Here is a 13,301-nt window from a genome sequence, read left to right as displayed (position 1 = left end):
CGATGGGCTTGCTGTCATCGCTGTTCTCGTTGCCGCTGGCACCCGTGCGCGGCGTGATCTGGCTGGGCGAGGTGATCCAGGACCAGGTCGACCAGGAGCTCCACGACCCCGCGAGCATCCGGCGGGAACTCGGCGAGATCGACCGGGCCGCGGCGGCGGGAGAGCTGTCCGAAGAAGAGCACAGGCGCGCACAGCAGGAGCTGCTCGACCGGATGATCCGGCCACCGGGCGACCCCACCGACGCCCCGGAGGAGTGATTCTCGTGAACGACGTCGAATCGGAACCGCCGGTACTGAGCGCCGCGCAGGCGGGTTCGGCCGCGATCGCGCAACTCGGCGAACTGACCCCGAAACAGATTCTCGGCGCCACCTCGACGGAACCGACGGAGGACGGCTGGCTGGTGGAGATCGAAGTGCTGGAGGACCGTCGCATCCCCTCGTCGTCGGACATGCTGGCGCTGTACGAGGTGGAGATCGACGAGGACGGGAATCTGCTGGCCTACCACCGGACCCGGCGCTACGCCCGCGGCAGCGCCGATATCGGCGGAAGGGGGCAGCGATGACGGTCGTCGGGGGCGGAGGAGGCTACGCGCCGCAGCCGTACGGCGGCGGGCATCAGTCGAGCAACCTCGGCGACATCCTCGAACGAGTTCTCGACAAGGGGCTGGTGATCGCGGGAGATATCCAGGTCAACCTGCTCGATATCGAACTGCTGACCATCAAGCTGCGGCTGGTCGTCGCCTCGCTGGAAACGGCGAAGGCGGTCGGGATCGACTGGTGGGAGACCGATCCCTGGCTCAACAGCAACGCGCGCCGCGTGCAGCAGGCCGACCACGACCTCGAACTCGAGAACCGGGAACTCCGCGACCGCATCGCCGAACTGGAAGCCGGCCGCCGGCCGTCCCTCGAACGCAACCGCGAACTCGAGGAGGAACAGGACGGTGGATGACGACACCGGGGTCTGGTTGTACGCGGTGGTCGGCGGCGACGAGATCCCGGCGACGCTGGACGAGGTTGCCGGGGTGGCAGGCGAACCACCGCGCACCGTGACCGCGGGCAGGCTCGCGGCCGTGGTCGGGTCGGTGCCGCTCGAGGTGTTCGGGGACGCGCCGCTGCGCCGCAATCTCGAAGATCTGGACTGGCTGGAAGCGGTCGCCCGCACACACGACGCGGTCGTCTCCGTGCTCCTGCGGCAGGGCGCGGTCGTACCACTACGCCTGGCCACCGTTTTCCTCGACGACGACCGGGTCCGGGATCTGCTCCACGAACGGCGCGACGATTTCGAATCGGCGCTGGCGCTGGTACGAGGCCGGACGGAATGGGGTGTCAAAGCCTACTGCGACCGCGCCGCCCGCACCGCCGCGGTGGCGGAGTCCGATTCGCCCGGCACCGGCACCGGGCGGGGTACGGCCTATCTGCGGCGGCGCCGCGCCCAGCTCTCCGCCCAGGAGACGGTGGAACGCGACGCGGCGGCCCGGGCCGAGGACATCCACCGCCGCCTGGTTCGCGGGTCCGCCGCCGGCCGCTGCCAGCCGCTCACGGATCCGGTGCTGAGCGGCACCCGGGACTGGATGGTGCTCAACGGCACCTACCTGGTCGACGACACCCGTACCGACGAGTTCGCCGACACCGTGCGTGAACTCGGCACGGCACTGACCGGTATCCGGCTCGAACTCACCGGCCCGTGGCCGCCCTACTCCTTCGCGGGGGTGGAGCGGGACACCTCATGACCCGCCCCGACACCGAGCGCCGGGTCGCGCTCGTCGATCTGCTGGACCGGGTGCTGGCCGGTGGCGTGGTCGTCTCCGGCGATATCAGGCTCTCCATCGCCGATGTCGATCTGGTCCAGATCTCGTTGCGGGCGTTGATCTCCTCCATCTCCGCCCTCTCCGGCGGCGCGGTCGACGCGGTGCCGCGGCCCGCGCTGGAGACCACCGCCGATGACTGAATCCGACAAACTCCGGCCGCGGATCGACGCCGATCCGGAATCCGTCGAGCGGGGTCTGGTGACACTGGTCCTCACCCTGGTGGAACTGCTGCGCCAGCTCATGGAACGGCAGGCCCTGCGGCGCGTGGACCAGGGTGATCTGAGCGAGGACAAGATCGAGCAGATCGGTACCACGCTGATGCTGCTCGAGGAGCGGATGGACGAATTGCGCGAGCACTTCGGGCTCACCCCCGAGGATCTCAATATCGACCTCGGGCCGCTGGGCACCCTCCTGCCCCGGGATTGAGAGGTGTCGCGCGACCCTCTGCTCAGCCCTCGGCGCCCGGGACCCGACCGGCCGCACGGACTTCGATACCGGCGACGATGGTATCCGCCACCAGCCGGGCATGCCGCCGGACCGCCGCCGCGCCGCGTGGGTCGGCCGGGGCCATCCGCTGCGCCATGGGCAGCATGGAGAAGGGGGCGGTCGCACCGTGCGCGATGAGGAAATGCAGCGAGCGCAGATCCGCCCGGCTCAGGACCTTGTTCTGGATCAGCGGTTTCAACGGTTCGGCCAGCAGGATCAGCATCGGCTCGATATGCCGGTCGTAGAGGTAGGTGAGGCGGGGGCCCTCGATGGCCGCTTCCATACTGATCAACCGCACCACGTCCGGGTATTCGGCCTGTAGTTCAAGGAAGCGGATGATGCCCGCCCGGAACTCCTCCAGCGGCGGTAGATCGGTTTTCTCGGGCCGGATCTTCAGCAGGGTGAACGCATTGTCGAAGATCCAGTCCACCACCGAGTACCAGAGCGCCTCCTTGGATCCGAAGCGCTGATGGATCAGATTGTGGCTCACCCCCAGTTCACGGTTCACCGCGGCGACCGAGGCGCCCGCGAAACCGTCGCGGGCGAAAACGCGCAGCGCCGCACCCAGGATCTCATCCGCGGAGGCCGGCGAATCCCCGGCGGGCGGGCGCCCACGGGTTGTGCGGCGGCCGCGCGGCTCGGGCGCGACGGAAGTGTCCATCACGTCATTATATTGACACTGATCAATTTCCCTGCGAGGGTGACTGCCATCACTTCGCTACGCGGTGTAGCGGATCGCGGCGCCTCGCCGCCGCCGACCGCTCCGCGCCCGACCAGGACGGGATGCTGCTATGGAATCCTTTGTGCACCTGCGGAAAGGCACCACACCGAACCGGCTGCACGCCGATCTCGACGGTCTCAAGGACGATGAACTCGGGCGCGGCGGATTCACCGGTCGCACCGCCCAGCTGTACCGCCGCAATGATCCGGTGAGCTATCGCGCCGAAGGTCCGCTGGCACCGATCGATGTGCTGGCCGACGCGCTGAAACCCACCGATTCCACCGATCCCGCGGGCGCCCCGCTGCTGTTGTTCTCCAACGCGGACTGCCGGATCCTGCTGAGCCGCCGCACGCAGGAGATGCCGTTCCTCGTCCGCTACATCGACGGGGACCTGCTGTCGTTCGTGCACAAGGGGTCCGGGCTGCTGGAAACCGAATTCGGCCCACTGCGTTACCGCGAGGGCGACTGGATCTACCTCCCGAAAGCCTGCACGTTCCGGCAGATTCCGGACAGCGAAACCACCTTGCTGATGGTGGAGGCCACCGAGGAGTTCCGGGTGCCGCCGGCCGGTCCGCTGGGGCGGCACTTCCCGTTCGACCCCGCCCGCGTCGTCATCCCCGAACCGCAGGCGCTCGAGGGCGACGGTCGCGACGAATACGAGGTGCGGCTGATGCACGAGGGCGGGCCGACCTCCCTGTTCTACCCGCACCACCCGCTCGACGTGGTCGGCTGGCAGGGCGACAACTTCCCCTTCACCTTCAATATCGCCGACTACAACGTGGTCCTCTCCGATACCGTGCACCTGCCCGCCACCGTGCATATGTTCATGCAGGCCACGGGCGTCTACATCATGAACTTCCTGCCGAAGCGCGCCGAATCCGCGCCGGGCACCGAAACGATCCCCTGGTACCACCGCAACGCCGACTACGACGAGATCGCCTTCTTCCACGGCGGCGATATGTACGGGGTGCCGATGCCTCCGGGACTCATCTCGCATGCGCCGCAGGGGGTTCACCACGGGGCCCCGGAACGGATGCGGGAACGGGCACGACGCAAACGCGAGGAGTTCACCACCATCGGATGGACCACGATCGCCGTGGATACCCGGCGCAGGCTGGTCCCCTCCCCCGAGGTCATGGCCAACAACCTCGGCGCCCACTGACACCATCCGGCGCACCACCACCGGATCCCGCCCGGCCGGCGTCGCGATCCGATGCGCCACCACACATCTCGCACCGAAGAACGAAGGCAGGCAATCGATGTCGCATCATGTCGAACGCGTCCCGTATGTCATCGCGTACGCGAACACCTCCGGGACCCGGGATGCCTACGGGGGTCTCACCGAAGTGGTCACCCTGGATTCGATCCTGGTGAAACCGGAGGGCGTCGAATCGGACACCCTGCTGGTACTGATGCACCCGGTCTCCAGCGGGACCTACCTGCCGATCGTGACCGCGCTCGCGAAGGCGGGCCACCACATCATCGTCTGCAACAGCCGTTACCGGGGCGCCGACGCGGCCCTGCTGATGGAGAAGGTGGTGCAGGATCTCGGCGAATGCGTCCGCGACGCCAAACAACGGCTCGGCTACCGCAAGGTGGTGCTGGCCGGGTGGAGTGGCGGCGGCTCGCTATCGGTGTACTACCAGCAGCAGGCCGGGCATCCGACCGTGACAGCCGCCCCGTCCGGCGACGGCCCCGACCTCACCGAACTCGGGCTGACGCCGGTCGACGGCATCCTGCTGATGGCCGCGCACATCAGCCGTCACCACACACTCACCGAATGTATCGACCCGTCGATCCTCGACGAATCCGATCCCACCCGGCGCGATCCGGAACTGGACCTCTACAACCCGGACAACCCGAATCAACCGCCCTACAGCCCCGAGTTCGTCGCCCGGTTCCGGCAGGCGCAACAGGACCGGAACCGGCGTATCACCGCCTGGGTCAAAGAGAAACTCGCCACGATCCAGGCCTCCGACCGTCCCCAGGACGAATACTGTTTCGTCGTCCACGGCACCATGGCCGATCCGACCGTGCTCGACCCCACCCTCGACCCCAACGACCGCACGCCCGGCGAGTCGTATCTGGGCGAACCCCAGGAGGTGAACACTGGCGCCTTCGGGCTGGCCCGGTTCACCACGCTGCGCAGCTGGCTCTCACAGTGGAGTCTCGACGACGCCCGCGGCGACGCGGTGGCGTGCGGGCCGGATATCCAGGTGCCGACCCTGGTGCTCTACAACGCCGCCGACAACGTCTGCACCCCCTCGCACGCCCACCGAATCCACGCGGCACTCGGTTGCGCGGATAAGGAACTGCACGAGATCCCCGGCGCCAACCACTACTATCTGGGCCCCGACCAGCGGGAACCGCTCGCGAAGGCGATCGGCGTCGTTGACGGCTGGCTGCGCGCCCGCGGTTTCGGCCCGGCCGAGTGAGCGGCCACCCTGCCCCCGGACCCACGCCCGGTGACACTCCGGCGACTCCGCCCACCCCTCCACACCGCCCCCGGCGACCAGGGAGATAATGCCGCGATGGACTCCGCGACAACCGGCGCTCTGGACGGTATCCGGGTACTGGAGATCGGCACCCTGATCTCCGGCCCCTTCGCCGGACGCCTGCTCGGCGATATGGGTGCCGAGGTCATCAAACTCGAACCGCCCGACGCCCCGGACCCGCTGCGCACCTGGGGCCAGGCCGAACTCGACGGACACCATTTCTTCTGGACCGTCCACGCCCGCAACAAGAAAGCCGTCACCCTCAACCTGCGGGAGGACGCCGGCCGGGACCTCTTCCTCGATCTCGCCGAACGATCCGACATCATCGTCGAGAATCTGCGGCCCGGCACCCTCGAACGCTGGGGTCTCGGCTACGACAAACTGCGCGAACGCAATCGCGGCATCATCCTGGTGCGGGTCTCGGGATACGGCCAGACCGGCCCGGAAGCGCGGAAGGCCGGGTACGCGTCGGTCGCCGAGGCGGCCAGCGGCCTGCGGCATATGAACGGATTCCCCGGCGGCCCGCCCCCGCGCCTAGCACTCTCCCTCGGCGACAGCCTCGCCGGGATGTTCGCCGCACAGGGCGCACTCGCCGCGCTGTACCGGCGCACGGTCACCGGCGAAGGCCAGATCGTCGACGCCGCACTCACCGAGGCCTGCCTCGCGGTGCAGGAATCCACCATCCCCGACTACGACATCGGCGGTGTGGTCCGCGGCCCGTCGGGCACGCGCCTGGAAGGAATCGCGCCCTCCAATATCTACAAAACCGCCGACGGCAGCTGGGTGGTGATCGCGGCCAACCAGGACACGGTGTTCCGGCGGCTGTGCGGGGCCATGGACCGCCCGGAACTGGCCACCGACGAACGCTTCGCCAACCACACCGCCCGCGGCCGCAACCAGGACGAACTCGACGAGATCATCGGCGCCTGGGCCGCGAAACGGCAACCGGCCGACATCATCTCCACCCTGAGCGAGGCCGGAGTGATCAGCGGACCGATCAACACCGTGGCGCAGGTGGTCGAGGATCCACAGTTCCTCGCCCGCGGCATGATCGCCGACCACTACGACGAGCGGATCGAGCGCAATGTGAAGGGGCCGGGTGTGGTCCCGGTCCTGTCGGCGACACCGGGCACCATCCGCAACGCAGGGTCGGTGCGGCCGGGGCAGCACAACGACGAGGTCTACGGCGGGTTGCTCGGCAAAGCAGCCGAACAACTCGAATCCCTCCGGGAGGAAGGGATCATCTAGTGCCTCGTCCAGACAAGTTGCGCTGGTAGTCCGGGTTGGGAACGGCACCAATCACCGCAGTCGGCGGATCGGCCGGGTCACATCCGAGCAGATCAGAGCAGTGCGGTCCGGGGGGTCTTCAGGCCGAGCGCGGTGGAGCCTGCCAGTTCACGGGTGGTGTCGTAGTCGAAGATCACGTGTCCGCTCAGCACGTCGATATCGCGTTTCAGGCGCTGCATCGGATGGTCGGTGAAATGCACGCTGCCCCCGCTGGCGTGCACCAGGTCGGCGATGATCGACCGGGATTCGCGCACGATATGGGCGGCGGCGAGGCGGGCGTCGGCGCGCACCCCCACCGCGACCGGGACACCGGCGTCGAGCAGGCCCTCGATCTCGGCCACCGTATCGTCGAGCAGGCCCCGCAGCGCCCGCAACCGGACCCGGGCCTGACCGAGGTGCGCCCGGGCGATCGGTTTGTCCTGCTGCGAGGCGCCGCCCTCGTAGAGGATCCGCCCCTCGAGGCGGTCGGCGTAGAGCGCGGTGGCCCGTTCGGCGGCGCCGAGGGCCGGCATCGAGGCGGCCAGGGCCAGCGCGGGAACCAGTGGCCAGCGGTAGGTGGTGGCATCGTGCAGGGCGGATCCGGGAGCCGATCCGCTGTTGATATCGGCGGAGCGCACCAGCCGGTGATCGGCCACCGGCGCATCGGTGATCACGACATCGTTCGACCCGGTGGCCCGCATCCCCTCGGTATGCCAGACATCGTCGATGGTGATCTCGGAGGCGGGGAGCAGCGCCAGCGCCGGATACAGCCCGTCGGCCGGACCGCACACCGCGCCCACCATGATCCAGTTCCCGCCCATCACACCGGTCGCCCACGACCACCGCCCGGACAGCCGCACCCCACCCTCGACCGGGGTGCCGCGGCCGGTCGGGGCCAGCGGGGCGGGGCAGAGGAAGGGCCGGGCGGCGGACGCCTCGATCTGGGCCTGTTCGGGAAAGAGGGCGAGCAGCCAGTTGTGCAGGGAGTAGAAGCCGAGCGTCCAGGCACTCGAGACGCAGCCGTGGGCCATCCGGCGAATGGGGTCGAGGATCGCGGGGAACTTCGCCTCGCGCCCGCCGAACCGTTTCGGCGCCAGCAGTTCGAAGAATCCGGAAGCGGCCGCGGCATCGAGGGTGGCGTCGGGCAACCGGCGCAATTCCTCGGCCTCGCGCGCCCGTGCGGCGAGTTCGTCGACGAAATTCTGGGTGATCACCGCCGCGTTATCCGACTCTGCCGCAGTCATATCCGGGACCGTACCATACCCAAAAGTATGGAGCGCCGGGTTCGGAAATTGCCGACTTTTCCGACACACCGCGGCAAATACTGGCATTTACTGGACTTCCCTGGAATCGCCGTTTAGATTCTCCCCCATGCCCACCGCCGAGGCGCTGGAACAGCGCATAGCCGAGCTGCGCGCCCAAGTGCGCCGCGCCGCCGGATCCGGAGACCGGACCGCGGCCCGCCGGCTGCGCGCCGAACTCCGTGCCGCCGAAGCGGAATGGGATACCGCGGTGCTCGGCGGCGCCGAGAATCCCGAGCCACCCCGGCAGCCCTCGGCCGCGGTCCCGGTGCGCGAACATGTGCACCGGGCACTCACCCTCCTGTCGGTGCCCGCCGCCCCCAAATTGGTCCTCGCCGTGCACGAGGCCTTCTTCTCCGGCGATCTTGTCGCGGCCCGGCTCACCAGCCTGCGCCGCGACGAGGAACGCTCCTTCCGGGCCGCCCCGTTCGCGCGGCCGTACTACCTGTGCGCGGCCATGACCACCGACCTGCTGGCGCCCGCCCGGGGCCTGCTGGCGGTGAGTACCTGGCCGTTGGCGCAGCGTATGGTCGGACCGTTGAGTCCGCGGGCGGATCTGCTCACGGCGGCGATCCGGCTCTCGCGGTACACGGCCGATCACGGGTGCACCCCGGCCGCGCAGCGGGTGCTGTGGCAGCTGGCGGTGTCGATTCCCGGGGCGACGGACGGGAAGAATATCGACCCGGATGTGGTGCTGGCGGCCGCGGCACGCGAACTAGAGGTACACAGAGACGACGACACACAGCAGCGGGCCGACGCCGCGGAGCGGGCACGGCGGCAATTGGCGGATCCCGCGGCGCAATTGTTCGGCGTTCGGCTCGCGGTGGCCGAGCGGCGACGGAACGGGGCCTGAAAGAAATGATGCCGGCCGAGAAATCGCTGACCGCCCGCTTGGACGAGTTGCGTGGGGCGGCGGCCACCAGCCGCCACAATGCCCGCACCATCGCGGCGCTCACCGCCAATCCGGGGTGCGCCCGCCGGGCGTTACTGGATGCCGCCGCCGTGGACAAAACGGAGGTGGCCCGGGAACTCGGATTCCCGGCGCAATTCGGGCAGTCGCCTTTCGCGATCACCCGGGGTAACGCCTTCGAGGCCATGGTGAAAGCGCACGGATGCGCGGAACTGCTACGCCTGCTGCGGGAGGAATTGGAACTCACCATTCCGGAGGTGGGGTACCACGATCTGGCGACCGTCGGCGACAACGCGACGAATTCGATTCGCTACCAGCGCACCAAACAGCTTCTGGGCCAGGCACTCGCCTCCGGCCAGGGCACTCTCTTCGACCATCCCATGTTGCGCCTGGAGATCGCCGGCGCCCCCGCTTATCTCGAACCCGATGTCGTGGCGCTGCAGATCGGCGGGAAGTTCTACGTGGTCGAGATCAAATCCTTCGCCGTGGTCGACGGCCGGGCCGATCCGGCGCAGGTCGCCTCGGCGGCCCGGCAGTCGGCGGTGTATGTGCTGGCGATGCGGGAACTGCTGCGCGAACTCGGGCGCTCTCCCGACGATGTTGCCTACCAGGCGATCCTGGTGGCGGCCCGGGATTTCACCAACCGCCCGGTCGCGGCCATGCTGGACCTGCGCAAACAGCTCGCGGTGATCGGACGCCAGCTGTCGCGGCTCACCTCTGTCGACACCCTGCTCGATCTCGTGCCCCCGGGCGCCTCGTTCACCCCGGGTGAAGGGCTACGCGACACCGTCGCCGCGATCCCGCCCCGGTACGCGCCGGAATGCATGTCCAGCTGCGAACTGGCCTTCTCCTGCCGGTCCGAGGCCCGGGACAACGGTTCGGTGGACACCCTGGGTCGCGGTGTCTGCGACGATCTCGGCGGTATCGACAACCTCGACACCGTGCTGGGATTGGCCGAGGGCGCGCTGACCCCGGGTCCCGAGCACGCCGATATCGCCGAAACGCTGCGGCGGGCGCACGCGCTGCGCCTGGAGGTCGCCCGATGAGCGTGCTCGGCGCGCTCGCGAAGGCCACCGCGGCCCGTACCGGCCGCGCCGAACCGATCGCCGACCGGCGGCACTACCACCTCTCCGCGCGCCCGCTGGTGCTGGTCCCGCTGCGGCTGGCCGGTGAAGCGGCCGCACCGCTGGCGGTGATGTTCGGGACGGGCCGCCACGATTCGACGGTGCTGATCGTGGCCCAGCCGCGCGACCGGGTGCTGCGCCTGCGATTCATCGAACAGCTCGCCGACCGGGTACTCCCCTATATCTCGGCCTTCTGCGAAGACGCCGAGGAACTCACGGTGAAATCGACCGGCGAAACCTATCTGCGCTACCTCGACGCGCCACAATTACTGCTGCCGAACCCCGGGGGAATCGAATTCCTGCGCCTGCTGGGCCGTTCGGTGCGTTTCCATCGCACCGAGGGCGATAACGCCGTCGTCGAATCGCTACCGCTGCTGGGCCGCTGGCTCACCTGGTTCGGCGACCGCTCCGATTTTCCGGGGTCCAGTGCCTGCCTGGCGATGACCTCGGTACTCACCACCCATTGGGCCTCCGGTCAATCCGCGCTCGAGGACGGCAACCTGGCCGCCCTGCTCGGCTGGATCGACCCGCCCGCCGGGCTGACCGGCCCGCAGGCCGCCGCGCTCGCCGAGGATCCGCTGGCGTCGCCGCCCGCGGGCCCGGCCACCGATCCCGGTTTCGACAACGAGGAACTGGCGCCGCTGATCGCCGCCTACGACGGCGCCGAACACGAATGGGCGAAAGTGATCGCGGCGGAACGGCTCGAACAGGCGCTCCGCGGGCAGCTGGAACCGACCTGGGAGTTGATGTGGCGGGCGGTGGACCTGCTGCGCGCCCTCCCCGAGGGGGCGAGTGTGGAGAAGCGCTGGACCGACGACCGGTCGGCGTTCTCCTGGTTCGTCTCCGATATCCCGGAGGGCTACCCGCAGGCCCGCCGGGATTCGGCGGTCTCGGCGACCCGCAGGCTGCTCAAACAGGAACAGGCCCTGGACACCTTCCAGGCGCAGCGGGCGTTCGACGATCCCCGGGTGCTCATCGAGTACCGGCTGGTCGGCGAGGCGTTCCAGGGCACGGTCGCCGATTGCGAACCCGACCGGCGGGCCAAACCCAAATCCCGTGAGGTGCCGCGCCCCTACCTCTGGGTGCAGACGACCGACCCGTTCCGCGGGCGGGTGGGGGAAACGCTGATCCGCATCGACCGGCCCGCGCAGAAAGTGGAGGTCGTCGCGGTCGAGGACGGGGTGATCCAGCTGGAATTGGTGAGCGGTATGGGTCAGGGCAAGAACCCCGCCGCGGGCAGCGTGCCGGAGGAGGGCGACGCCATCGGTTTCGCCCGCTTCTCCCCCACCGGTTTCGCCGGTCCGCCCGCCAAACTCCCGCCCCGCGAGGAAACCCCGTGGACCCACGGCGGGCCCCCGCCGGAACCGAACCTCGAACCCGTGGAGGAATGGTCATGAGCACCGCGGACGAGGTCATCGGCCGGATCCTCGCCGATCTCGACGATCCCGCGCATCGCGCGCTGGTGGTCGATTCCCCGCCCGGCGCGGGTAAATCCACCCTGGTGGTGCGGGCCGCGCGCCAGCTGGCTGCCGCCGACGACGAACAGCGCATGATCGTCGCGCAGACCAACGAACAGGTCGACGATCTCATCGACCGGCTCGCCACCGCCGATCCGGCGCTGCGAATCGGTCGCCTCTCCGCGGGCGACTACCGGCCCAGCGCCCGCATCGATCGCGAGAACGTCGACGTCGCCAACCGCGCCGCCGATCTGGAGCGCTGCGCGCTGGTGATCGGGACCGCCGCGAAATGGGCGACCCTGGACGACGGCCGCTGGACGTACGCGATCGTGGACGAGGCCTATCAGATGCGCTCGGATATGTTGCTGCGCATCGCGAACCGGTTCGAACGCGGGCTGTTCGTGGGCGATCCCGGCCAGCTCGACCCGTTCGCCACCGTGGACGCCGATCGCTGGGCGGGCCTGTCCTGGGATCCGACCATGAGCGCGGTCGCGGTGATGCTCAACCACAACCGGGGCATCCCGGTGCACACCCTGCCGGTGTCGTGGCGGCTGCCGCCCTCGGCGGCGGAGGTGGTGTCCTCGGCCTTCTATCCGTTCGCCCCGTTCGCGGCCGGCACCCGGCCCGAACAGCGAAGTATGGAGTTCACCACCCGGGGGCTGCGGGGTCCGGTGGACGAAGTGCTCGACGAGGCGGCGGCGCACGGCTGGGCGTATTACGAACTGCCCGCCCGGCATACGCTGCGCACCGATGCCGAGGCGGTGGCCGCCATCGCCGACCTCGCCTGCCGGCTACTCGAACGCGGCGGGGTGGCGCATTCCGAGCACGGCACCCGCGAGATCGACGCGAACCGGATCGCGGTCGGCACGGCGCATCGCGATCAGGCCCAAGCGGTCCGTGACGCGCTGGCCGGTACGGTCGCCGCCACCGTCACCGTCGATACCGCGAACCGCCTGCAGGGCCGCGAATACGACGTCACCGTGATCCTGCATCCGCTGTCGGGCCGCCGCGACGCCGGCGCGTTCCACCTCGAGGCCGGACGGTTGTGCGTGCTGGCGTCCCGGCACCGGCACGCCTGTATCGTCGTCGGCCGCGCCGGTATCGGCGAACTACTGGACGCGCATCCCTCGGCCGAACCGGTCTACCTCGGGGTGCCGGTGAAGTTCCCCGACGGCTGGGAGGCCAACCAGGCCGTACTCGCCCGGCTCGCGGCCCATCGCGTCCCGGCGGCGGTGTGACCGCGGGTCACAGCGGTAGCGGACGCAACCACAGACCCGCGGGATACACCACTGCCGAGGTGCCCGCGATGGTCACGCGTCCCTGCCAGAAGCCCCGTGTGGCCTGCGGGGTGAGAGCCAAACCCAACGGGATCGCGCCGAACGTCAGATAGCTCTCGTTCGGGCCGTGCGGGGTCTGCCGCCCGGCGAAACGATGCGCCCCGCAGACCAGCTCCACCCCGGCCGCGTCGGCCGCCGCGAACACCCGGCAGTTCTGCAGCGGGGTCCCCGAGAAGGTGGTGGGAATCGGACCCTGCGGCGGTGTGATCACCAGATATTCCCCGGGCGGGACGGTATTGCCCGGAATCCAGGGTTCCTGCGCACCCGCCACCGCGGGTAGTCCGGACACGGCCGCGCAGAAAAGGCCCGCGGCGGCGGCGATACGTCGAATTCTCATGGTGTGACTCCTGATCCCTCGGCGACGGCGGACGATAACGAGTCTGCCCCGCCGCCGGAC

The 13,301-nt window shown here is 69.3% G+C and carries 16 protein-coding genes; 13 read left to right on the top strand and 3 right to left on the bottom strand.

Annotated elements, in window-relative coordinates:
- The first annotated feature begins 2 nt into the window (after window positions 1–2).
- The 6 genes from AB0F41_RS14595 to AB0F41_RS14570 are packed head-to-tail and all read left to right on the top strand — an operon-like array spanning window position 3 to window position 2,233.
- On the top strand, window positions 3–257 hold the full coding sequence (locus tag AB0F41_RS14595; protein WP_357423792.1) for a gas vesicle protein GvpG: 255 nt from the start codon (window positions 3–5) through the stop codon (window positions 255–257).
- 5 nt (window positions 258–262) lie between these two features.
- Window positions 263–562 carry a gas vesicle protein GvpO gene (gene gvpO, locus AB0F41_RS14590; protein ID WP_357423790.1) on the top strand — a complete coding sequence of 100 codons (300 nt, stop codon included), beginning with the start codon at window positions 263–265 and terminating at the stop codon, window positions 560–562.
- On the top strand, window positions 559–948 hold the full coding sequence (gene gvpJ, locus AB0F41_RS14585) for a gas vesicle protein GvpJ (RefSeq protein ID WP_357423788.1): 390 nt from the start codon (window positions 559–561) through the stop codon (window positions 946–948). The genes gvpO and gvpJ overlap by 4 nt, the downstream gene beginning before the upstream one ends.
- Before the next feature lie 16 nt (window positions 949–964).
- Entirely contained in the window at window positions 965–1,729 is a 765-nt protein-coding gene (locus tag AB0F41_RS14580) for a GvpL/GvpF family gas vesicle protein (protein WP_357423937.1), read from the top strand.
- Entirely contained in the window at window positions 1,726–1,947 is a 222-nt protein-coding gene (locus AB0F41_RS14575) for a gas vesicle protein (RefSeq protein WP_357423786.1), read from the top strand. The genes AB0F41_RS14580 and AB0F41_RS14575 overlap by 4 nt, the downstream gene beginning before the upstream one ends.
- A complete protein-coding gene (locus AB0F41_RS14570) occupies window positions 1,940–2,233 on the top strand; it encodes a gas vesicle protein K (protein ID WP_357423784.1) in 294 nt (97 codons plus the stop codon). Before AB0F41_RS14575 ends, AB0F41_RS14570 begins: the two co-directional genes overlap by 8 nt.
- 22 nt (window positions 2,234–2,255) lie before the next feature.
- On the opposite strand, the gene AB0F41_RS14565 is transcribed toward AB0F41_RS14570, so the two are convergent.
- Window positions 2,256–2,954 (bottom strand): TetR/AcrR family transcriptional regulator, encoded by a 699-nt coding sequence (locus tag AB0F41_RS14565; protein WP_357423782.1) that lies wholly within the window; start codon window positions 2,952–2,954, stop codon window positions 2,256–2,258.
- A gap of 130 nt (window positions 2,955–3,084) precedes the next feature.
- Here AB0F41_RS14565 and AB0F41_RS14560 point away from each other — a divergent pair, with 130 nt between their 5' ends.
- The 3 genes from AB0F41_RS14560 to AB0F41_RS14550 all read left to right on the top strand — a co-directional run bounded on the left by AB0F41_RS14560 (window position 3,085) and on the right by AB0F41_RS14550 (window position 6,757).
- A complete protein-coding gene (locus AB0F41_RS14560; protein ID WP_357423780.1) occupies window positions 3,085–4,176 on the top strand; it encodes a homogentisate 1,2-dioxygenase in 1,092 nt (363 codons plus the stop codon).
- Between the two features lie 97 nt (window positions 4,177–4,273).
- Window positions 4,274–5,449, top strand: coding sequence for an alpha/beta hydrolase (locus AB0F41_RS14555; protein ID WP_357423778.1), 1,176 nt, complete (start codon window positions 4,274–4,276; stop codon window positions 5,447–5,449).
- Between the two features lie 96 nt (window positions 5,450–5,545).
- Window positions 5,546–6,757, top strand: a complete 1,212-nt coding sequence (locus AB0F41_RS14550) for a CoA transferase (protein ID WP_357423776.1) — start codon at window positions 5,546–5,548, stop codon at window positions 6,755–6,757.
- Between the two features lie 92 nt (window positions 6,758–6,849).
- Here the strand turns inward: AB0F41_RS14550 and AB0F41_RS14545 are convergent, their stop codons facing one another.
- On the bottom strand, window positions 6,850–8,019 hold the full coding sequence (locus tag AB0F41_RS14545) for an acyl-CoA dehydrogenase family protein (RefSeq protein ID WP_357423774.1): 1,170 nt from the start codon (window positions 8,017–8,019) through the stop codon (window positions 6,850–6,852).
- 127 nt (window positions 8,020–8,146) lie between these two features.
- Here AB0F41_RS14545 and AB0F41_RS14540 point away from each other — a divergent pair, with 127 nt between their 5' ends.
- The 4 genes from AB0F41_RS14540 to AB0F41_RS14525 are packed head-to-tail and all read left to right on the top strand — an operon-like array spanning window position 8,147 to window position 12,805.
- Entirely contained in the window at window positions 8,147–8,929 is a 783-nt protein-coding gene (locus AB0F41_RS14540) for a hypothetical protein (RefSeq protein ID WP_357423772.1), read from the top strand.
- Between the two features lie 8 nt (window positions 8,930–8,937).
- Window positions 8,938–10,032 (top strand): hypothetical protein, encoded by a 1,095-nt coding sequence (locus tag AB0F41_RS14535; protein ID WP_357423770.1) that lies wholly within the window; start codon window positions 8,938–8,940, stop codon window positions 10,030–10,032.
- Entirely contained in the window at window positions 10,029–11,507 is a 1,479-nt protein-coding gene (locus AB0F41_RS14530) for a hypothetical protein (protein WP_357423768.1), read from the top strand. The genes AB0F41_RS14535 and AB0F41_RS14530 overlap by 4 nt, the downstream gene beginning before the upstream one ends.
- Window positions 11,504–12,805 carry an AAA domain-containing protein gene (locus AB0F41_RS14525; RefSeq protein ID WP_357423766.1) on the top strand — a complete coding sequence of 434 codons (1,302 nt, stop codon included), beginning with the start codon at window positions 11,504–11,506 and terminating at the stop codon, window positions 12,803–12,805. Before AB0F41_RS14530 ends, AB0F41_RS14525 begins: the two co-directional genes overlap by 4 nt.
- 7 nt (window positions 12,806–12,812) lie before the next feature.
- On the opposite strand, the gene AB0F41_RS14520 is transcribed toward AB0F41_RS14525, so the two are convergent.
- Complete coding sequence (locus tag AB0F41_RS14520) at window positions 12,813–13,241, bottom strand: hypothetical protein (protein ID WP_357423764.1); 429 nt, start codon at window positions 13,239–13,241, stop codon at window positions 12,813–12,815.
- Window positions 13,242–13,301: the final 60 nt, after the last annotated feature.

The sequence above is a fragment of the Nocardia sp. NPDC024068 genome (assembly GCF_040638875.1).
Taxonomy (GTDB): Bacteria; Actinomycetota; Actinomycetes; order Mycobacteriales; family Mycobacteriaceae; genus Nocardia.
Note: the sequence above shows the minus strand (reverse complement) of the source record. Positions and strands in the feature narration are given on the sequence as shown.